Source organism: Brevibacterium sp. H602 (assembly GCF_051172395.1).
GTDB lineage: Bacteria > Actinomycetota > Actinomycetes > Actinomycetales > Brevibacteriaceae > Brevibacterium.
Map to the genome: position 1 here is coordinate 260656 of NZ_JBPIZD010000001.1, position 20328 is coordinate 280983.

Here is a 20328-nt window from a genome sequence, read left to right on the forward strand (position 1 = left end):
GAGTCCTCGCGAGCGCCTGGGGCACTATGCGGCTGAGGGCATGTCGGGACGCGTTCCCGGCCTGTCCTCAGCCGTTTTTCCACAGGGTTGTCCACAACTTCTCTCCCGACGTGGCCATTCCGTCTCTCGTTCACTACTGTGGAAGTCTCCAGGATGGCGAGGCGAAGGGGCCCGAGATGTTCAGAATCTTTCCGAGTGTTCCCATCACATGGCGTTCGTCCTCGTGCATCCAGTTCGGCGCAGATGATCCTGTGCTCATCGACGGCCTGCTGCCCGGTGACGCCAGTCTCATCGAAGATCTCCGTCTCGGCATCGGCTCGGCTCAGTTCTATGCACGCGCTCAGGAACTCGGGGTCGACCTCAGCAGGGCGAGTTCCCTCATCACCCTCCTCGGGGAGGCGGGTGTCCTCATTCCGGCCGATACGGACGGCGGCACCGTGCCGAAAGGGTCCCCGGTCTTCGCCTCGGCGCGCACATTCAATCTGTCGCCGGATCGGGTCTCTCAGGTCCTCGGGCCCCGGCCTGTACTGGTCACGGGTCCTTTGCGCTCCCATGTCGAAGGGCAGCTGGCGGCTCTCGGATTCGCCGTCGCCGCGGCTCGCCGTGTCGAGGAGCTCGATCTCATGGCTTCACCGGTAGTGGTCACGAGTTCTCACCTGGTTCCGGATCTCAATTCCGCCATGTGGCTCAGTGATCGCGAAGTCGATCACTGTCAGGTCGTCCTCGGTGAGCAGTCTGTGGAGATCACGGGACTCATCCGGCCCGGTTCGACACCGTGCTCTGTGTGTTCCTGCCTGCACCGGAAGGACAGCGATGCCGGTTGGCTCGATCAGCATCCGCGTCTGCGTGCCCTGCCGGAGCGTGAGAGCCTGTGTGATCCCGCCGCACGCATCCTCGGCTCGGCGCATGTTGTTCAGATGCTTCGTCAGGCGCTGCTGCGCCCCGAAACACCACCGATGCGACGCGTGGTCACTTTGGATGCCGGCGAGGTCACGGATAGTGGAATGACGTTCCACGATCGCTGCCAGTGTCGCACGCCGGTCCCGGATTTCGGGTCAGTCGCCGAGCAGACCCAGTAGGTGAGTTCCGTAGAGTTCGAGCTTCGTCGCACCGATGCCGGGGACCCGAGCAAGTTCGTCGAGGGTGCGGGGACGGACCTCCGCGATGACAGACAGCGAGGTGTCCGTGAGCACGAGGTACGGCGGCAGTCCCTGCTCCATCCCGGTGCGCACCCGCCAGCGGCGCAGACGGTCCAGCAGCTCGAGATCGATGTCGGCGGGACAGTCCGAACATCGTCCGACTGCGCGGTCGATGTGCGAGACCAATGGCCTCCCGCAGCCACGGCAGCGGTTGAGTGACGCGGAGTTCGACGCTGTGCGGCCATCTCCTATCGTCGGCCCGGACTGACCGAGCTCTGCGAGGAAGCGTGACGACCTCCGCGGTTTCTGTTTGGAGTCGAACCGCGCCAGCGACCAGCTCATCCGCAGGTCTGTGCCTGCACGCGTCAGCGCCACATAGAACAGGCGGCGTTCCTCGGCGATGGCTCGGGGCGTCTGGGCGTAGCTGATGGGCAGCAGACCTTCGCTGAGACCCACCAGGTGCACGCTGTCCCATTCGAGGCCCTTCGCCGCGTGGAAGGACGCCAAAGTGACTCCTTCGATGTCCGGGGCGAACTGGTGCTCGGCACGATCCGACAGGTCGCTGAGGAAGACCTCCATCGGCACGGGGAGCTCCTGACCGTGCTGGTGCTCCTCGGCGAGGTCGACGAGGGCTTTGAGCGATTCCCAACGCTGTCTGCCTGCTCCGGCGGCGGGCGGCTCGCGAGTGAAGCCGAGAGAACCGAGAACCTCAGTCACGGCTTCGGGCAGACGCTGTCCGCTCGAGGTCGCGCGTGCGGCTTTGAGCATGAGAACGGCCTCTTTGACCTCTTTGCGTGCGAAGAAGCGCTCTCCGCCGCGCAGCACATAGGGAATCCCGGCTGCGGCCAGCGCCTGTTCGTAGGAGGGACTCTGTCCGTTCGTGCGGAAGAGGACTGCGATGTTGCGCGGACGACGTCCGGCCTGGATCTCTGCCGAGATGGCCTGGACGACCCCGGTGGCCTCGGCCTCGTCGGTCGGATACTCCACCATGCGCGGCGCCCGGCCCATCGGGTTGTCGGTCCGCAGAGTCAGCGCGGTCCGAGAGGTGTGTCGCAGCAGATTGTTCGCCGTGGACACGATGGCCTGGGACGAACGGTAGTTGCGCACCAGGCGGATCGTTCTGGCCTCGGGCATCGACGTGCTGAGCGAACCGAGCAGGCTCGCATCGGCTCCCGCGAAGGTGTAGATGGTCTGAGCGGGATCACCGACGACGCAGAGATTGTCACGGGCGCCCAGCCACCGGGAGAGAACATCGTATTGGAGCGGCGAGACGTCTTGGAACTCGTCGACGACGAAATGCCTGTACTGTTCGCGGATCTCGGCCGCGATCGCCGGATACTCGGCGAGAACCCCCGAGAGTACGAGGAGCACATCATCGAAATCGAGCAGCCGTCCTCGTGTCTTCGCCTCCCCGTAGGCTTCGAAGATCCGCACCATGTCGTCGACGCTCAGCTGTCCGGGGAGGTCCCTGGCGGCGGCCTTCGTCGCATAGTCGTCGACGCCGAGCAGGGACGAAGCCGCGAACTCGATCTCCGACGCGACGTCTCTGGTCAGCTCCCGGCTGGTCTCCAGCCCGAGACTCTGCATGACCGAGCCGATGATGCCCGCCTTGTTCTCGATGATCCGCGGAAAATCTCCCTCGGCGAATCGGTCCCAGAAGAACCGCAGCTGGCGCAGCGCCGCGGAGTGGAACGTGCGCGCCTGAACCGCAGGAACTCCGAGACCGCGCAATCGTGAACGCATCTCCCCCGCTGCTTTCGCTGTGAACGTCAGAGCGAGGACATGGTTGGCCGGGAACACCTCGGAGGCGATTCCATAGGCGATCCGGTGCGTCATGGCGCGGGTCTTGCCTGTGCCCGCACCGGCGAGGACGATCACCGGAGAGTCGAAGTGGGTGGCGACAGCACGCTGTTCATCGTCCAGGGCCTCGAGCAGGGCCGTGGCCGAAGCGTTCATGCGTTGTCCAACCAGCTGTGCAGGAGCTGACCGGCGATGGAGATCGTCGACGGGGCGCGCACCTCACTACTGGCAATGGCGTCCTTCAGATCCTCCCGGGTGAACCAGCGCAGGGAGGCGATCTCCGCTTCGTCAGCGGCGAAGTCGCGGCTGGGAGCGACTGCCGAGAAGCCGAGCATGAGTGAGCAGGGAAACGGCCACGGCTGGGAGCCCAGATACCGCGGTTCGGTGACTTCGAGGTGAGCTTCTTCCCAGATCTCGCGAATCACGGCGTGTTCGAGCGTCTCCCCCGGTTCGACGAATCCGGCCAAGAGCGAATACCGATCGGACTCCCACGCGGCGTTGTTGCCCAACAGGACACGCTCGACACCGTCCTCATCGGTGTTGACGATGACGACGATGACGGCAGGATCGGTGCGGGGAAAGTGTTCGCTTCCGGTCTCCGGGTCGCGGCGGACCCATCCGCCCAGGACGGGAGTGGTCGGGGTACCGGTGCGCGGTGAGAATCGGTGAGCGCGATGCCAGTTTCCCAAGCCGACGATCTCACAGGCCAGGGAGACCTGCACATCGTCGAGAGCCTCGGCGAGGTGACGCAGGGGCAGCCAGACAGGTTCGGAACTGTCGATGCCCTCGCCCGGCGCGGTGAGCTGGTCGGAGGCGTCCCGGGCGCGTGAAGCGTCCAGTCGGGCATCGATGTGGCTGCGACCGTCGTCGTCCAGGGACACTCCGATATAACGGGTGCCCTGCGGATCACGACCGAGGTAGACCTCCGTCTGTCTTTCCGGAACCTGTTCGCGGTCTGTCAGGAACAGTCCGCCGCCGGCGACGAGCAGCGTCCCGCGATGTTCGAAGACGGCTCGGGCCCCTGAGGCCCAGATCTCGCTGAGGTCTCCGTCCTGGCCCCGAGTCAGATGGTCCCGATCGATTCCGTGTCGGGCGAGACTGATCGGCTGCACTGGAGGCAATGGCTTCATGCCCTCCACGATATCTCAGCGTCCTGACACAACGACCCTGACCGTGCCTGCCCGATCGGAACCGAAAGTCGCCTCAGCAGACACGCTCGACGGCGAGTCCCGTGTCTCAGCCGAACCCAGACGGTAGATTGGGGAAGGTGGATACCAAGGCGCTCAAGTTGACTGCGATCGCGGCGACGATGCTCGACGGCTTCGTCCCGACCTCATGGACTCCCCTGCCGCCGTTGGATGCCGGAGTCAGAGTCCTGCTCGACGATGACGATCAGCAGCTCGTCGCAACGGCTCAGACCCAACTCGATCGGACCGCGGACATCGGCTCGTCTGCTGAGGCCGGACGCATCTACGAGTCCATGTATCCGCATGCGGACTTCGTCTGGCCGCGCCTGCGGGCCATCACCGAGGTGGACGCCGACTACTTCGACACCACGTCTCCGACGACGGTGACGCTGGCCGATCCGCTGCCGGGTGCACCCCTGGGAGATGTGCCCATCGCCGACACCTCGCGGGCGAGTTCCTTGGCGCAGGCTCTGGCGACTCTGCATTCGGCAGCGCCCGAGCCCGTCTCCGATGCGGGCTTCCCGGTGGAGGATCCTTCGCGATCGCAGTTCCTCATCCTCGAACGTCTCGATCAGGCGGCGAGCACCGGTCGAGTGCCGTCGTCTCTGCTGCAGCACTGGGAAGAGGAATTCGAGAAGGTCGCGCTCTGGCACTTCCTCGCCACACCCATCCACGGCTCTCTCGATGAGACGAGCGTCTATACCGATCAGGAGCGAGTGCTGGCACTCGCGGAGATCGGACGTCTGCGCGTCGCCGATCCGGCCATCGATCTGGCAGCGGCTTCTGCGCTGATCGATCCTGCCGCCCTGCCGACCTTCTACGAGGAATACCGCAACTCCCGGCCCCGCGCGGATGAGCACGTCATCGCCCGTGCCGAGCTGTTGGCCGAATTCGCAGTGCTCGACTGGCTGCTCGAAGCCGTCGACTCCGGGGATGAGACGGCGATCGAGGATGCCGCCGAGCTCCTCCGTTCATTCAATGAGGTCCTCTTCGGCAGCACAGCCGATGACACTGCACCCGCTCAGGGGCCGACCGCGGATTCCGCTGCCGGTTCTGCCGGTGATGCGGTCTCTGGCAAAGCCGCCTCTCGTGATGCGCAGAGCTCTCGCGGTGCACAGCCAGCGACGGCAGCGGCAGGAACCGACTCCCCCGACGTCGAAGCCGCGATCACAGAGACCGCAGCCGCCGATGTGTTCATTCCCGGAGCTCAACCAGCGGCAACAGGCTCAGATGACGATTCAGAGTTCGACTCCGAGCCGGGATCGCAGGTGCGGACCGAACCGACTCGGGACTCCGACGAAGGTGATAACGGGGAAGAGACCGGCCGGATCCGCTGATCTCAGCCGGAATCCGCTGTACTCGGCCGAAGTCCCGGCTCCACTGAACTCAGCCGAGATCGTTGGCTTCCAGCCATGCGACGACGTCGTCCTCGTCAGGAAGATCCGTGAACTGCACGATCTCATCGCTGCCGACGAAGTAGAACGTCCCGGTCACCTCGGTGATCTCCGGATGCACGCGCAGAATCGCGAACCGGTAGAGCGCCAGCTGCCATTTCATCACTTCGAGCACTGCGGCATCGGGCTTCTTCGACGTCTTCCAATCCACGACTTCGGCATGATCCCCGGTGATGAAGACGGCATCGATCTTCCCCGGCACCCGGAATCTGCCGAGGACGAGTTCGAAGGACATCTCCACATGGTCGGCTCGACGCGTCGCGAACTCGGAGGCTGAGAACGTCGCCTGCAGACGTTCGATCGTCTCGGCGTCGATCGGTCGCACCGATTCGTCTTCGCCGATGTCGATGCTCGACTGACCGAAATGCTGTTCCACCCAGGAATGGAAGGTCGTTCCGATCTCGGCCGCTCGGCTCGGCGGAGTCGGGATCGGGCGGAGGGTCTGCGTACGGAATCCCTGAGGGTCCCGTCGCCAAGCGACCAGGGCCGTCGCCGACAGGCGATCGGGCATCGCCGCCGCGGACATGGATTCTGGGCGGGCGCCGATGCGCAGGGCCTGAGAGGCGAAGCGTCCGATCACTCCCGGCTCTTCAGCCAGAGACTCCAAGCTGACGTCCGGGCTCGCGTCGACCCAGCCTGCCGCTCGCTGTGCGGCGGCGACCTGCTTCGTTCGGGGCACCGGCCATGCAGTGGTCTCGATGCGGTCCTCCGCCGTTTCGTCGGCAGGTTCCGGAATCTCCACTTCGAGGCCCAAGGCCTCGATCGCTTCGGTGAGGAAGGGCGAGGGATCGTCGGGAACCGCGCGCGCACCCATCAGCTCCGCACCGAGCCATAGATGTCTCTTCGCACGGGTGAACGCCACATAGGCGAGGCGTCGCTCCTCCCCCTCGTGCGCATCGGCGATCCGTGGACGGATGAAGTCTCCGATCCACTCATCCAGGGCCTTCTTCGTATCGAATTCGGCCTCCCGCAGGTCGAAATCGACGAGGTGTGCGCGGTCACCGCGCAACGGGTACGGCAGAGCCGTGCGATCCATCCACCCTTCCTTGTCCCGCGGCTCGGTGGGAAAGTCCTTGACCACCAGAGAGGGAACAGCAACGGCGTCGAATTCCAGACCTTTCGAGGCATGGACGGTCATGATGTTGATCGCGTCGGCTGCCGTCGTCGGTTCGGCGACGCTCAGCGCATCATGAGCTTCCATAAGACTGAGCCAGGACAGGAAGCCTGTGATCGAGGGTTTGTCATCGGTGGCAGAGTACTGGCTGGCCGCGGAGAGGAATGCGTCGACGGAGGCTCTGTGCAGATTGCGCAGAGAATCGCTGAGGCCCCAGATGTCCGAATCGATCCCGGTCTCGGACATCGCGGTGCGGATGATCGAGGCCACGGTGCCCGTTCCCGACCGGGTGGCCCGCAGCGCGCGAGCCAATCGGACCAGACGATGCAGCGCCTCCGAGCTCAGACCGGACTGCTGATAGTCGGCGATGAGTCCCCTGTCGGCAGCAGTTCGCGCTCCTTGGTCGAGGACGCGCTGCACTTCGATGAGCTCATCGATGCCTTCGACGATCGTCGCCTGGTCGATGGCTTCGGCGATGACCTCCTCGGCGGCCGGTTCGGCTCGCTCGGAGGCTCGCCGCTCGGACTGACGACGGGTGAAGGCCTGCAACCCCGCGATGTCGCCTGCGCCGAGGCCGAGCATCCGTCCGCTGACGAGCCTCATGATCTCGTCGCCGGCCATCGGATCGACCGCAGCGGTGAGCACCGCACGCAGATCTGCGACGAAGGGGTCAGTCAGCAGCCCGGAGGAACCGTGCACGTGCACAGCGAATCCGGCTGCTTCCAGCGCCGCCGCGACCGGCGCGAAGTGAGCACGTTTGCGGCACAGCACGGCTTTCGACGAACCTGCGGGGACCGTGTGGAACCATTCCGTGAGTGCGCGCAGGCCGGTGGTGAGGAAATCGGGATCGTGGGCACCCGAGCTGATCTCGACACTGACTTCACCCTCACCGGCACCATCACGGGCCGACAGCGGGGACTCGCTGCTGTCGGCGAGTCCGGCGGCGATGCGGTTGGCCACCTGCAGGATCGAGCGGTCGTTGCGCCAACTTGTGCTCAGAGACAGGGATTCGACGTCGCGGAAGTCCGATGAGAAACGCACCATGTTGTCGGCGCTGGCGCCGCGCCAACCGTAGATGGCCTGGCGGGGATCGCCGACTGCGGTCACTGCGGTGGAGTGGAAGAGGTCGCGCAGGAGCTTCAGCTGAGCCACCGAGGTGTCTTGGAACTCGTCGAGGAGGACGATCTTCCACCTAGCTCTCTCGGCCTCGGCCGCGGCGGGCACCTCGTCGAGGATGCGTTGGGCGAAACGCACCTGGTCAGAGAAGTCCATGGCCAGATTGCGCCGTTTCGCGCGCATATAGGCATCGGCCAGTCGGGCCGTTCGGATCTTCGCTTCGAGCTTCGCCCGTCGTCCATTGGGATCGACAGGCTTGCCCTTGCTGGACACCAGGGCAGCCAGGCACTGCTCGAGATAGTCCGTGACGTCGTCGACGTCACGACCGTGATCATTCATCTGCCCCGCCAGTGCGATGACGTCGGCGATCATCGTCTCGCGGGAGAAATCGCCGGGGATCTCGTCGGGTGGCGTCGAATCGATGAGATTCCCGGCGATGGTGTGTGCCGCAGCGTCATCGAGGAGGACCGTTTCGGGTTCGATGCCGATGCTCACCCCGTGTTCGCTGACGATGGATGCGGCATAGGAGTTGTATGTGGACACGGTCGGATTGTCGAGACCGGGCAGAGAAAGGTCCAGACCCCGGCCGAGGTTGTGCCGCAGACGCGACAGAAGCACGCGGATGCGTCCGCCGAGTTCTCCGACGGCTTTGCGGGTGAAGGTCAGGCCGAGGATCTCTTCGGGAGAGACGAACTCGTTGGCGACCAGCCACACCACGCGCTGCGAGATGACTGTGGTCTTTCCCGATCCGGCCCCAGCGGTGACTTTCATCGACTGTGCCGGGTCGGCCTCGATGATCACCTTCTGCTCCGGGCTCGGCGGGAAGGCCTGGGCAGGGTCGGCGGCCGTGAGCTCGGCAAGCCGCTCGGCGGTGAAGCGCATCAGTTCTCCTCCAACATCTTCGGGCCGATCGCCGGGCACGATGATCGGACGGGGCACGACTTGCACTTCTGCGGGTCCACCCGTGCAGGGAAGCTCGCGGCACGCATCCTGCCGGACACGTCGTCGATGAGTTCACGTGCCCAGTCGGGATTCTCATCGACGTCGAGCGCCGACTGCTCCCGAACGGTGCGAGCCGACTTGCGCAGGTAGACGAGTTCAGCGCCGAAAGCGTGTGCGTCGAGATCCTGGTCCTCTCCGATCCTGATGGTCCCGGAATTGATGGCTTCCTGATACACACCCAGCTGCGCATGCCGGTCCATCTCCTTGCCGGCGACGACGTTCCTGCCGGTCTTGAAGTCGACGATGCGCAGTCCGCCCTCGACCTCCTCGACCCGGTCGAGGCGTCCGGTGACCTTCCACTCGCGTCCGTTCGAGTCGACACCGACCGCATAGACCTGTGCTTCGACTCCGACGAGGCGGCCCGGAGTCTTCTTGATGTAGTCGCCGAGGCGGTCGGCCATGCTCATCGCCACGACGAATTCCCGTTCGCGTTCCCATTCGGCGTCGAATTCCAAGGACGCGAACTCAGATTCCACGAAACTGCGGATCGCGGAGGTGGGGCCCTCCGGATAGTTCTCGGCGGCGGCGTGGATGATGGTTCCGAGACTCTGGGCTGTCGACATCGGGCGGTCACCGCCGTTGCGGGTGAGGAACCACCGCAGGGAGCAGTCGGTGAATGCTTCGACTTGGGAGGGTGAGACGCGAACCGTATCAGAGTCGGTGAAGAGCGGTTCATTCGTGGTGATGTCCTCTGCCTCGCGCCACTGCGTCGGTGGTTCCACTGTGCCACCGGCAGCTGAGAGCGCCCGCATCAGCGCCGCCCATGACTGCGTGTCCGGGGCCGGAGCCGCAGAGTCCTCCGAGCTTTCGGTCGTGGTGGCGTCCGAAGCCCCCAACGATGGCACCGCAGCTTCGACATCGGCCGCAGCGGCCGTCTGCAGCAGGTGAGCGCGGGCATGTGCTGCCATCTCCGGCACCGTCAGCGGAGGCAGCTCATCCTCGTGGGTGATCGCATAGCCGTCGGCCGCTTCGGTGCCCTTGGCGGAACCTGCTGCGAGCACATCGAAGAACGGGGACGGCTCGGTCTCGGCATCCGTGACGGCGGTGACGATCACGCGTTCCTGCGCCCGGCTGAGCGCAGTGAAGAACAGCTCGCCCTCTTCACGCAGATTCGTCCGTTTCGCGTGCGCGTGGTAGCCGGGGTCACCGGTGACCGTCTCACCCGTGGCGAGCACAGCCGTGAGGTCGGTGAGGCCGAGGATTCCGCCGCGCAGCTTCGGGTTCGGCCAGACGCCTTCGTTGACTTCGGCGATGATCACCAGAGGCACACGCACATGGGCCAGTGAGGACGGGGTGCCCACCAGCACGTGGTCGGCAAAGCCTGCGGTATCGGCCAGGGAGTCCTGGGCGATGTCCTGTTCGGCGACGATGCCGGCGAACGAGCGGGCGGTGAAACCGCCTCGGTCGGCGATCTTCTCGGCCAGGGCGAACAGTCGCAGCACTGAATCGAGATAGCCGTTGGTCACCGATTCCGGGTCGCGCAGGGCTTCGGTCTGCCATTTCTCAGCGACTCCGGCCGCGTCCCAGATGCTCCAGAGCGCTTGGTGGGGGTCGGTGGTGCCGACCTCAGCAGCGGCGTGGAGCATCCGCGAGATCGTGGCCAGTCCCTGTGGGGACGAATCGTCGATCGGGCTGCGCAGTGCCTGAGCCAGCGACGCCGTGCTGCTGGATGCCGGGAACTGTCTGCGCACTGCCCGTCGGAAACGGCGGATCTGCACGGGGTCGAGGCGGACGTAGATGCTGCCTGCCAGGGACAGAGCGAGGTCGGCGATCGACTCGTCATCGTCGAAGTCAGGGGCGAACGAAAGCAGGTCCAACAGCGGTGCGGTCGCGGGGTCGACATTGAGCGGCTGCATGAGAGTGGCGATCGAGACCCCTGAGGCTCTCAGCTCGTTGGCGATCGCGCGAGCGCTCGACGAATTGCGGCAGATGAGTGCGACATCGGACCAGTTGTGCCCCTGTTCGACGAAGTTCGTGATCCGACGGGCCAGATATCGGTGTCCGGACGCACTGCCCTCGAATACGTGTGTCTCCACGGCAGGCTCGGACGACGCGGGAGACCGCACTTCAGCCGATGCCGCTGTCGGAGCTGATTGCGGCACGCTCGCTGACGCCTCAGCGGAAGCCGCAGAATCAGCGGCATCCTCAATGGGACGTGGGCGCGGCATATGACCGGTCGACCAGCGTGTGGTGATCCTGGCTCCGAAGCCGTCGATGATCGTCGCCAATGCAGGGTCGACATCCCATTGGCGATCGAGCACGACCGTTTCGAAGCCGTCTTCGGCCGTCGCCCGATCGATGATCGACGCGTCGGCTCCGTGGAAGCGTCCGGTCACTGTCTCGGGTGAGCCGAACAGAGCGATCCCACTCCCCCTGGCGCGCAGCTGTTCGAGGATTCCCCAACTCGCGGCAGGGAAGTCCTGGACCCCGTCGGCCAGAACCACTGTGGGCAAACGGTCGGGGGCGAACGTCCACGACCGTCCGGCCGTCACTTCGGCGGGTTCGCGGAGGATCTCGAACGCGGCGAGAGCAAGAACGGTCGCGGAGTCGATGCCCCCGTAGCCGGGCATGGACATGATGCCCAGATACTCGTCGAGGATCTCGGCCACGGCCTGCCACCGAGGGTCGGGGTTGTCGGCAAGGGCACGATCGAGGGCGCTGCGACCGAAGTCGAACACGTGCTCCGCGATCTCCTGCGACGTGTCGGGCGTGCGCATTCCGAAATCGAACTCCATCACTCGGTTGAGCGCGTCGCGGACTTCGGTTCGGAAGGCCGAGGTCGAGCGCACCTCGGCGGTGATCTCCGACGGCCACGCCGGGCCGCGGGAACGACCGAGTTCGTGACCGGCGAGGAGATCGGCGAGGAAGACATCCTGATCGGCGCCCGAGATGAATTCGAGGTCCTCCCCGGTCCGCGTCGTATGTGCGGCGCGGGCGATCCCGTACGCGAATGACGCCAGACTGCGGGCCGGGGCGGAGGAGAGGACCGCGTCGGCGGGCAGCTGAAGACGATTGCGCAGCACATCGGCGTGATCACGGTCGGGTGTGAGAACGAGAACCGAGGCGGGGTCGATCGTCGACACCAGCTGTGCATAGAGCGACTCGAGCAGAGTCGTCTTCCCGGTGCCCGGCCGCCCGATGATATTCAGGCAGCCGCCGGAGAGCAGGGTGCTGCCCATACGCTGCATCATCTCATCCATACTCGTATTCCATCACGGCCCGCTGACATGAGACTTCCGGGCCCCGAACCGGCGCGTCGCCGATGCGCTCGTGTGGATGCCCGGTGCACGGCCTGACTTCGCGTAGCATTGAAGAATGTCGAGTCCACAACAGAGATTGCCCCGTGACCAGCGCCGCGACCAATTAGTGGGAGTCGCACGCTCCGTTTTCGCCACCCGTGGATATCGGACGACCTCGATGGACATGATCGCCGAGGCAGCCGGTGTGTCCAAGCCCGTGCTCTATCAGCACTTCGATTCCAAGCAGGATCTCTACCTGGCACTCATCGATTCCTCGGCGGCGCTCCTCGACTCTCGGCTGGCCGAAGCTCTGGGATCGACGACCGATCCGCATGAGCAGGTCCATGCGACCTATCGCGCGTATTTCGACTTCGTGGTCTCACACCGTGAAGAGTTCGTCATCATCTTCAATTCGGACGTCTACGAGCCGAAGGCCGAACAGAAGCTGCGCGCGCTGCGGGAGAGTTCGGCGACACGGGTCGTCTCCGCTCTGAAGAACTTCGCCCGCCTCAGCGACGATGAGGCGCAGCTGCTGTGCCGGGCTCTGATCGGCACCGCCGAGGTCGTCGTCAAGCAGATCGACTCACAGCGCGGTGTCGACGTCGACACGGCCGTCGAGCTGCTCACCCAGATGAGCTGGGGCGGTCTGCGGTCGTTCGCAGATCGCTGACGATCCATCGACCGATCAGCCTTCAGCGGAATCCACGGGGAAGAAACCCGAGTCTGCGGACGTTAAGCTGAACACAGACCAATCCGTCATCGATCACCGAGCATCGGCACAAGGAGCACCATGGAAATCAAGATCGGCGTCAAGCAGACTCAGCGCGAGATCACCCTCGAAACGGACGAAGATGCGAAGGCTCTCGCCGCCCGCGTCGAAGAGAAGATCCAGTCCGACGGGCTGCTGACCTTCACCGATACGAAGGGCCGTCAGGTCTACGTTCCCTCCGCCTCGCTCGGCTACCTCGAAATCGGTGCCGAGACTTCACGTCGTGTGGGTTTCAGTGCCTGAGCTGTGCCTGAGAGGAAGGGCCCCGGTCGCAATGACCGGGGCCCTTTCCGCGTTCGCGGCGGAATCGTGCGTCGCTCGTGAGATCAGGCGACGAGACCGAGCGCCGACATCCGCTTCGAGTGATTCGACGTCACCGCCGGGATCAGTTCGACGACGAGATCTTCGTCGAGGCCGAGGAACGGATCGGTGAGCAGACTGCGAGCCCGTCCCAGAGTCTCGGCGACGAGCTTGCGGCCCCACAGGGCCAGCCGCGAGGCCAGCTGTGTGTCGACGGCCACTTCAGATGTCAGACGATTGCGCGCATATTCGCTGGCACGTGTATCATCGAGAATTGCAATAGCCAGGCTGTATCCGGGCTCCGCGAGTTCGTCCACCGCCGTGCGGTAGAAATCATTCATGATTCCGTCGAAGACGAATCCCTTCATGAGGCTTTCGTACCAGTCGCGAGGACGAGTCCTTTCGGCCAGAGTGCTGAAGGTCGGTTCGAAATGCTGACAGAGCTCGATCACATCCTGGCCCATCTGATCGATGTGCTGTGAGAGCTGTTCGAAGTTCGCGAATGACTGAGAGGACAGCCGCGCCAGGATGACCTTGTCATCCAGATCCGCTGCGGTCGTCGCGTTTGTGGCCATACGTTCGAAACCGGTCAGCTCGCCGAACGCCAGAAGTGCGAGCGTTGCAGCATCATTACCGGCCAATGGGACAGAATCGGGCATAGTTCAAGACTACCGGTTCGCACCATGACAAGCGCGTACGCGCTAAAAGGAGTTTGGAATATGGCGGAGACAGAAGCGGATTTCGCGGAGCTGGGAGTCGCCGGACCGATCGTGGCCTCGCTGGCCTCGGCAGGAATCACCCACCCCTTCCCCATTCAGGCGCTGACGCTGCCCGTGGCACTGTCGGGAGCCGACATCATCGGGCAGGCGAAGACGGGCACCGGAAAGACCCTGGGATTCGGAATCCCCCTTCTCCAGCGTGTCGTCGGCAAGACCGAGGACTCGTCGGTCACCTCCGACCCGGACTCGACTCCCGACAGCGTGGGAGACGCCAAGGAGCCGCGACTGCCGCAGGCCCTCGTGGTCGTCCCCACCCGTGAGCTGGCCAAGCAGGTCGCAGCCGATCTCGTCACCGCCTCGGTGCAGCGTGACATCGACATCATGACCATCTACGGCGGCATGGACTTCGATCCGCAGATCAACCGGCTCAAATCCGGCGTCGACGTCGTCGTCGGCACCCCCGGCCGCCTCCTCGATCTCTACGGTCGCAAGATCCTCAAGCTCCACCGCGTCCGCACCGTCGTCCTCGACGAAGCCGATGAGATGCTCGACCTGGGCTTCCTGCCCGATGTGGAGAAGATCATCAACGCGGTGCCCGCCCACCGCCAGACGATGCTGTTCTCCGCCACCATGCCGGGTGCGGTCATCACCCTCGCCCGGCGCTATATGAATCAGCCCACCCATATCCGCGCCCAGGATCATGAGGATCTGTCGCTGACGGGCAAGAACACGACGCAGTTCGTCTACCGCGCCCATTCGATGGACAAATCCGAGCTCGTCGCCCGCATGCTCCAGGCCGAGGGCCGCGGCCGCACGATCATCTTCACCCGCACCAAGCGCACCGCCGACAAGCTCGCCGCCGAACTCGAGGACCGCGGTTTCGCGGTCAAGGCTCTCCACGGCGACCTCGGTCAGTCACAGCGGGAGAAGGCTCTGAAGTCCTTCCGCGATGGAAAGGTCGATGTGCTCGTGGCCACGGATGTCGCGGCCCGCGGAATCGACATCGACGATGTCACCCATGTCGTGAATTATCAGTGCCCCGATGATGAGAAGACCTACGTCCATCGCATCGGACGCACCGGTCGAGCCGGCAACTCCGGTGTCGCCATGACCCTGGTCGACTGGGATGACATGCCCCGCTGGCGTCTCATCAACAAGGCCCTCGGCCTCGATTTCGACGAACCAGCCGAGACCTATTCGACCTCGCCCCACTTCTTCTCCGACCTGGGCATCCCGAAGGGCACCAAGGGCCGACTGCCGCGCCAGCACCCCGAAGGCGAGGACGAAAAGTCCGCCGGTGAGCGCAAGGGCCGTGGATCCGATCGTCGCGGTTCCGGCCGCGGCCGTTCCGACTCTCGCCGAGGCGGCACATCCGACCGTCGTGATTCCTCCTCCGACTCCGGCAGCGACGACCGCAAACCGCGCCGCCAGCGCAGCCGTCGCCGCACCCGGGGCGGCAAGCCGGTCAACCGCGCACAGGGCGGCCAGACGGGTCAGGGCGGCCACCCGGCCACCGACTCCAGCGAGGACTGATCCCTCCGCGGGCGCGACCGATTCCCCGCACAGTCTCAGCGAAGGCCCCGACCACCCGGTCGGGGCCTTCGTTCATCCTGTGTTCAATTCGACCCCCGATCCCGTTCAATTCTGTGACCGATGATGTTCGGACGCCATGTCATCGAGTACGAACGAGAGTGAGTCATTGTTCGGTTCACGCCGGTTGGACGACGAGTCCCCCGCAGCTCCCACCCGGGTCGACCTCTCCCCCGCCGAGCCGACGGCCGGACCAGCCCCAGCCGAGAAGCCGACGGCGGCACCTGCCCCGACTGCGAAGCCGAAAGCTCCGAAAGCGCACCGCCACGACGTTGATGTCATGCGAGTGCTCGCCGGGCTCACCGTCATGATCGGCCATTCGGGCGGCGTCCTCATCGGCCGATCCGACGAGGGCAGCGACGCCTGGTGGCTCGGCCATCTCGCCGAGGCGGTCAATCCCTGGGCCGTGCCGATGTTCTTCATGATCGCCGGTTGGGCCGTGCTCGTCGGTGCACCTCCGCGCACCGAAGCGAAGATGTGGGACCGCATCGTCCGGCATGTCGTTCCGCTGGCCGCTTGGTCGGTCATCTTCGTACTCGGCTTCAACCTCTTCGACACCGATGAGGTCGACGTCCGACACGACCTCGTCCGCAGCCTCCTCGAGGCCGGTCGCCCGGCTTTCCACCTGTGGTATCTCTACGCGTACATTCCGCTCATCCTCGTCTTCGGCACGCTCATCCTGTTCTGGAAGGGACAGCGACCGTGGAAGCTCGCGGCCCTCGCCATCGTCCTCGCAGGGTCGACCGTGTGGGCGCCGTTCGCCCTCGAGATCATCGGCTCCGACCAGGATGCGTGGAAGTGGGGCTTCGCGACATATCAGGTCGTCTACTTCACCGTCGGCGCCTTCGTCATCCACCACGCGCATGAGCTGCGTCCGCCGATCTGGATGCTGTGTCTGCTCTTCGCAGTCTCGGCGCTCGGCGTGCTGTGGTGGGAGTCGCGACGGTCCTATCCGATCGAGAATGCGAATCCGCTCATCGTCGGACTCGCTGTCAGCGTCATCCTCCTCGTCTCACGCATCCGCCTCGGCGAGCGGGCCAAGAAGGTCTTCACGACGATGGCGACGGCATCATTCGGTGCATTCCTCGTCCACGTGTTCTTCCTCGAACTCTTCTTCGAACGTCTCTTCGACGTCGATGCGACACCGATCCTGCTCGTCGTCCAGTATTTCGGTTTTCTCGCGCTCATGGCGGCGCTGTCGTACGCGCTGAGCTTCGCCTGGGGAAAGCTCCATCTGCGCCGGATCCTCGGCTGATCCCAGCCCCCGGATGAAGGCCGGCGCAGCTCGGAGCCGCGCTCACCCCTGGATGTAGTCGACTCCACCCGGCCGTGAAGCCGCACGTTCGAGCAGCTTCGCGAGCATATGGTCGGAAGTAACGTGCTCGCCGAGGCGGTTGGGCTTGCCCGTGCCGTGGTAGTCGCTGGAGCCGGTGACGATGAGATCGTGCTCATGCGCCAGACGTCGCATCGCCTCTCGCTCCTGCGGAGGGTTGTCCCTATGGTCGACCTCGAGTCCGTCGAGACCGGCAGCGATGAATTCGGTCATCGCCGAATCGGGCACGACCCGACCGCGCATGGCCGCGCGCGGATGGGCGAAGACCGAGACTCCCCCGGCCTCCCGAATCAGCCCGATCGCGGTGATCGGATCGATCGTCGGCAGGGACACATGATACTTTCCCTGGCTGGACAGAATCGACGAGAACGCTTCGGTGCGGGACTCGACGACGCCGGCCGCGACCAGCGCATCGGCGATATGCGGACGTCCGATCGTGGCGTCCTCTCCCGAGACGGAGAGCACCGCATCCATGTCGATCGGATAGTCTTCGGCCAATCGTTCGATGATGAGGTGAGTGCGATCGAGTCTCGCCCGCCTGGTCTCCTGCACGACCTCGGCCAGCCCCGTATCGTACGGGTCGTGGAGGTAGGAGAGCAGGTGCACGCTGATCCCCTCGTAGCGGCAGGAGATCTCCATTCCCCTCACCAGGCCCAGCCCGTAGACGCGGGCGGCATCTTCGGCAAGGGTCCAACCTGCAGTGGTGTCGTGATCGGTGAGTCCGACGACGTCGATGCCCTCCATCGAGGCTTCTGAAATGAGTTCGGACGGGGTTTGGGTCCCGTCCGAAAATGCGGTGTGCACGTGGAGATCGATGACCATGGTCACAGTCTATCTGCATCTGTCGTTCCGACTTCCACGTGTACACACCATGTCGCTCCGCCCGTCTAGACTGGCGGCATGACAGAGCAGAACTCAGATACCCCAGACTCAACTCAGGACCTCGCAGACCGCGTCAACAACCGCTCGCACCGCCCGAATTCCGCCGCCTTCCGCGACTTCGTCGCCTCCGGTTGGGATCGCACTCCCCTCAACGCCGAGGCTCTCGCCGCCGCCGGTTACTCCCCGGCCCGTCGGGACGCGGTCTCGGCAGCGTTCCCCGGCGAACGGCTCGTCGTTCCCGCCGGCGGACTCAAGGTCCGCTCGAACGACACCGACTACCGCTTCCGCGCTCATTCCGCGTTCATCCACCTCACGGGCCTGGAAGCCGATTCCGAACCCGACGCCGTGCTCGTCTTCGAACCCGAGGGCGACGGCCACGATGTGACGCTGTACTTCCGTCCCCGCGCCGGTGCCGATACGGAGGAGTTCTTCTCCGATTCCCGCTACGGAGAGTACTGGGTCGGACCGCGCGCCGATCTCGAAGCGATGTCCACCATGACCGGCATCGCAACGGAGAGCTCCGCCACCGTCGATGACGCCATCACGAAGGATCTCGGGGCCATCTCCGTGCGCCTCGTCCGACAGGCCGACACCCGCATCGACGGAGTCATCGACCTCGCTCGCACCCAGGTCCAGGCCGATCTGGAGACATCAGAGGCAGGCGACGCCGAACTGGCCCAGCTGCTCTCCGAGCTGCGCCTGATCAAGGACGACCATGAGATCACGCAGCTGCGCGAAGCCGTCGCCATCACCCGCGCCGGTTTCGACAACGTGGTGGCAGCGCTGCCGAAGGCACTCGGGCACCGTCGTGGTGAGCGTGTCGTCGAGACCGCGTTCGAGACCGCCGCGCGCTCCGACGGCAACGGGGTCGGCTACGACACGATCGCCGCCTCGGGCAACAATGCCTGCACCCTGCACTGGATCCGCAACGACGGTCAGGTCCGGGACGGTGACCTCATCCTCGTCGATGCCGGAGCCGAAGCCGATTCGCTCTACACCGCGGACATCACCCGCACCCTGCCCGTGTCCGGCACATTCACTCCGGTGCAGGCGAAGATCTACGATGCCGTGCTCGAAGCCTCCGATGCCGCGTTCGCTGTGGCCGCAGAGCACCCCAACCGGCCTGTGAAGTTCCGTGAGGTCCACGAGGCAGCCATGGAGGTCATCGCGAAGCGTCTCGAAGAGTTCGGTGTGCTGCCCGTCTCCGCGGCCGTTTCGCTGTCACCGGAAGGACAGCAGCACCGCCGGTGGATGGTCCACGGCACCAGTCATCACCTCGGCCTCGACGTCCATGACTGTGCACAGGCGAGAGCGGAGATGTACCTGGACGCCACCATCGAACCGGGAATGGTCTTCACCATCGAACCCGGTCTGTACTTCAAGTCCGACGACCTGCTCCTGCCCGAGGAGTTCCGCGGCAACGGTGTCCGCATCGAGGACGACGTCCTCGTCACCGCCGACGGAGTGGAGAATCTCTCGGCCGACTTCCCTCGCACCCGTGCCGAGATCGAGGCCTGGGTGCAGGGGCGGCCCCAGGACGGCTGATGACCTCGGACACCGCGCGCAACTCGGGCCGAGAGGCACGCCCCGGCCCGTTCCGCGGGCGCGGAATCCTCGAGATCCCCGGTTTCCGCCTCGGCCATGCCGGTGAGTTCACCGACACCAGGCTGACCGGGATCACCACCGTGCTGCCCCCGACGGGTTCGACCATCGGCGTCGATGTCCGCGGAGGTGGTCCAGCCACCCGTGAGACCGATGTCATCGCGCCGGGAACACATTCCTATGGTGCCGATGCCATCGTCCTCACCGGCGGATCCGCATTCGGGCTGGGGGCCGTCTCCGGAGTCGTCGACACCCTCGCCGAGGCGGGGCTCGGATTCCCCGCTCCCGGACTTGCCGGAGCGGTCATTCCGCTCGTTCCCGCCGCCGCGATCTTCGACCTCGGCCGCGGAAACGGTACGGTGGCACCGCCGAGACCGGACGAAGGCGGCGAAGCCACTCGAGCGGCGCTGTCCGGACGGACGGACGAGGTCCGAGGCAGCATCGGGGCAGGCATCGGAGCCCGGTCCGGATTCCAGAGAGTGCGCGGAGGACTCGGGTCCTATGCCGTCCGGCTGCCCAGCGGAACCACGGTCGCGGCACTGGTCGTGGCGAATTCGCTGGGAACGATCGGCACGCCGTCGGGCGGTCTGTGGTTGGACCCCCTGCTGCGCTCGATCGGCCTCGATCTGCCGAAAGTGCTGAGTCTCCCCGCCACGCCTCCGCCGGACCCGGGGACTGCGGCGAAGAACACGACGATTGCAATCGTCGCAACCGACGCACGCCTCGACTCGGCGCAGACGACTCGGATGGCATCGGGGACGCACGCCGGCATCTCCCGAGCCGTGCAGCCCTCGCACACCCTCTTCGACGGCGACACGGTCTTCGGCATCGCAACCGGGGCGCATGATCTGCCCTCCGATCGTGACGCCGCCACCCGAGAGCTCGTGATGATCTCCGCGGCGGCGGCCGATGCGCTGAGCTTGGCGATCCTCGACGCCCATGCTTCGGCGACACCCGTCGACAGCTCGTGGGGGCAGCCGCCGACGCTGAGCGAGATCGCACCTGACTTCACCTCGGAGTTCAACGCTCTGTGAATACGGAGACGGGGCCCGCCGTTCGGCGGGCCCCGCTCCTCTCAGTTC

At 65.1% G+C, this 20328-nt stretch carries 14 protein-coding genes; 8 read left to right on the plus strand and 6 right to left on the minus strand.

Features of this window, described 5'->3' with window-relative positions:
- Nucleotides 1–176: 176 nt before the first annotated feature.
- The gene (locus ACSBQT_RS01220) at nt 177–1079 is read left to right on the plus strand and encodes a hypothetical protein (RefSeq protein WP_435000641.1); all 903 of its coding nucleotides are present in this window, start codon (nt 177–179) and stop codon (nt 1077–1079) included.
- On the opposite strand, the gene ACSBQT_RS01225 is transcribed toward ACSBQT_RS01220, so the two are convergent.
- Both ACSBQT_RS01225 and nudC read right to left on the minus strand, forming a co-directional pair.
- Nucleotides 1056–3095 carry an ATP-dependent DNA helicase UvrD2 gene (locus ACSBQT_RS01225; RefSeq protein WP_435000642.1) on the minus strand — a complete coding sequence of 680 codons (2040 nt, stop codon included), beginning with the start codon at nt 3093–3095 and terminating at the stop codon, nt 1056–1058. The two genes, ACSBQT_RS01220 and ACSBQT_RS01225, sit on opposite strands and share 24 nt — an antisense overlap.
- Nucleotides 3092–4069, minus strand: coding sequence for an NAD(+) diphosphatase (gene nudC / locus ACSBQT_RS01230; RefSeq protein WP_435000643.1), 978 nt, complete (start codon nt 4067–4069; stop codon nt 3092–3094). The genes ACSBQT_RS01225 and nudC overlap by 4 nt, the downstream gene beginning before the upstream one ends.
- Nucleotides 4070–4206: 137 nt before the next feature.
- Here nudC and ACSBQT_RS01235 point away from each other — a divergent pair, with 137 nt between their 5' ends.
- Nucleotides 4207–5463 (plus strand): aminoglycoside phosphotransferase, encoded by a 1257-nt coding sequence (locus ACSBQT_RS01235; protein ID WP_435000644.1) that lies wholly within the window; start codon nt 4207–4209, stop codon nt 5461–5463.
- Nucleotides 5464–5512: 49 nt separating this feature from the next.
- Here the strand turns inward: ACSBQT_RS01235 and ACSBQT_RS01240 are convergent, their stop codons facing one another.
- Together ACSBQT_RS01240 and ACSBQT_RS01245 are read right to left on the minus strand one after the other, a co-directional pair.
- Nucleotides 5513–8692 carry an ATP-dependent helicase gene (locus ACSBQT_RS01240; protein WP_435000645.1) on the minus strand — a complete coding sequence of 1060 codons (3180 nt, stop codon included), beginning with the start codon at nt 8690–8692 and terminating at the stop codon, nt 5513–5515.
- On the minus strand, nt 8692–12012 hold the full coding sequence (locus ACSBQT_RS01245) for a PD-(D/E)XK nuclease family protein (RefSeq protein ID WP_435000647.1): 3321 nt from the start codon (nt 12010–12012) through the stop codon (nt 8692–8694). Before ACSBQT_RS01245 ends, ACSBQT_RS01240 begins: the two co-directional genes overlap by 1 nt.
- Before the next feature lie 115 nt (nt 12013–12127).
- On the opposite strand from ACSBQT_RS01245, the gene ACSBQT_RS01250 reads away from it, so the two are divergent.
- Nucleotides 12128–12721: a TetR/AcrR family transcriptional regulator gene (locus ACSBQT_RS01250; protein ID WP_253903686.1), complete on the plus strand. Its 594-nt coding sequence runs from the start codon at nt 12128–12130 to the stop codon at nt 12719–12721.
- 120 nt (nt 12722–12841) lie between these two features.
- Nucleotides 12842–13063 (plus strand): DUF3107 domain-containing protein, encoded by a 222-nt coding sequence (locus ACSBQT_RS01255; protein ID WP_139466946.1) that lies wholly within the window; start codon nt 12842–12844, stop codon nt 13061–13063.
- Between the two features lie 83 nt (nt 13064–13146).
- Here ACSBQT_RS01255 and ACSBQT_RS01260 read toward each other — a convergent pair whose 3' ends face one another.
- Complete coding sequence (locus ACSBQT_RS01260; RefSeq protein ID WP_435000649.1) at nt 13147–13779, minus strand: ferritin-like fold-containing protein; 633 nt, start codon at nt 13777–13779, stop codon at nt 13147–13149.
- Between the two features lie 60 nt (nt 13780–13839).
- Here ACSBQT_RS01260 and ACSBQT_RS01265 point away from each other — a divergent pair, with 60 nt between their 5' ends.
- Nucleotides 13840–15372 carry a DEAD/DEAH box helicase gene (locus ACSBQT_RS01265; RefSeq protein ID WP_435000650.1) on the plus strand — a complete coding sequence of 511 codons (1533 nt, stop codon included), beginning with the start codon at nt 13840–13842 and terminating at the stop codon, nt 15370–15372.
- 166 nt (nt 15373–15538) lie between these two features.
- Nucleotides 15539–16684 (plus strand): acyltransferase, encoded by a 1146-nt coding sequence (locus ACSBQT_RS01270; RefSeq protein WP_410710178.1) that lies wholly within the window; start codon nt 15539–15541, stop codon nt 16682–16684.
- Nucleotides 16685–16726: 42 nt separating this feature from the next.
- Here the strand turns inward: ACSBQT_RS01270 and ACSBQT_RS01275 are convergent, their stop codons facing one another.
- Nucleotides 16727–17584: a PHP domain-containing protein gene (locus tag ACSBQT_RS01275; RefSeq protein WP_139466944.1), complete on the minus strand. Its 858-nt coding sequence runs from the start codon at nt 17582–17584 to the stop codon at nt 16727–16729.
- 78 nt (nt 17585–17662) lie between these two features.
- Between ACSBQT_RS01275 and ACSBQT_RS01280 the strand changes: the two genes are divergently transcribed.
- The gene (locus ACSBQT_RS01280; RefSeq protein WP_435000651.1) at nt 17663–19189 is read left to right on the plus strand and encodes an aminopeptidase P family protein; all 1527 of its coding nucleotides are present in this window, start codon (nt 17663–17665) and stop codon (nt 19187–19189) included.
- The gene (locus ACSBQT_RS01285; protein WP_435000654.1) at nt 19189–20280 is read left to right on the plus strand and encodes a P1 family peptidase; all 1092 of its coding nucleotides are present in this window, start codon (nt 19189–19191) and stop codon (nt 20278–20280) included. The genes ACSBQT_RS01280 and ACSBQT_RS01285 overlap by 1 nt, the downstream gene beginning before the upstream one ends.
- Nucleotides 20281–20328: the final 48 nt, after the last annotated feature.

Coding starts and splice junctions, on each gene's coding strand:
- ACSBQT_RS01255 (WP_139466946.1), top strand. CDS start 12,842: ATGGAAATCAAGATCGGCGTCAAGCAGACTCAGCGCGAGATCACCCTC.
- ACSBQT_RS01280 (WP_435000651.1), top strand. CDS start 17,663: ATGACAGAGCAGAACTCAGATACCCCAGACTCAACTCAGGACCTCGCA.
- nudC (WP_435000643.1), bottom strand. CDS start 4,069: ATGAAGCCATTGCCTCCAGTGCAGCCGATCAGTCTCGCCCGACACGGA.
- ACSBQT_RS01245 (WP_435000647.1), bottom strand. CDS start 12,012: ATGGATGAGATGATGCAGCGTATGGGCAGCACCCTGCTCTCCGGCGGC.
- ACSBQT_RS01225 (WP_435000642.1), bottom strand. CDS start 3,095: ATGAACGCTTCGGCCACGGCCCTGCTCGAGGCCCTGGACGATGAACAG.
- ACSBQT_RS01285 (WP_435000654.1), top strand. CDS start 19,189: ATGACCTCGGACACCGCGCGCAACTCGGGCCGAGAGGCACGCCCCGGC.
- ACSBQT_RS01250 (WP_253903686.1), top strand. CDS start 12,128: ATGTCGAGTCCACAACAGAGATTGCCCCGTGACCAGCGCCGCGACCAA.
- ACSBQT_RS01220 (WP_435000641.1), top strand. CDS start 177: ATGTTCAGAATCTTTCCGAGTGTTCCCATCACATGGCGTTCGTCCTCG.
- ACSBQT_RS01260 (WP_435000649.1), bottom strand. CDS start 13,779: ATGCCCGATTCTGTCCCATTGGCCGGTAATGATGCTGCAACGCTCGCA.
- ACSBQT_RS01240 (WP_435000645.1), bottom strand. CDS start 8,692: ATGCGCTTCACCGCCGAGCGGCTTGCCGAGCTCACGGCCGCCGACCCT.
- ACSBQT_RS01275 (WP_139466944.1), bottom strand. CDS start 17,584: ATGGTCATCGATCTCCACGTGCACACCGCATTTTCGGACGGGACCCAA.
- ACSBQT_RS01265 (WP_435000650.1), top strand. CDS start 13,840: ATGGCGGAGACAGAAGCGGATTTCGCGGAGCTGGGAGTCGCCGGACCG.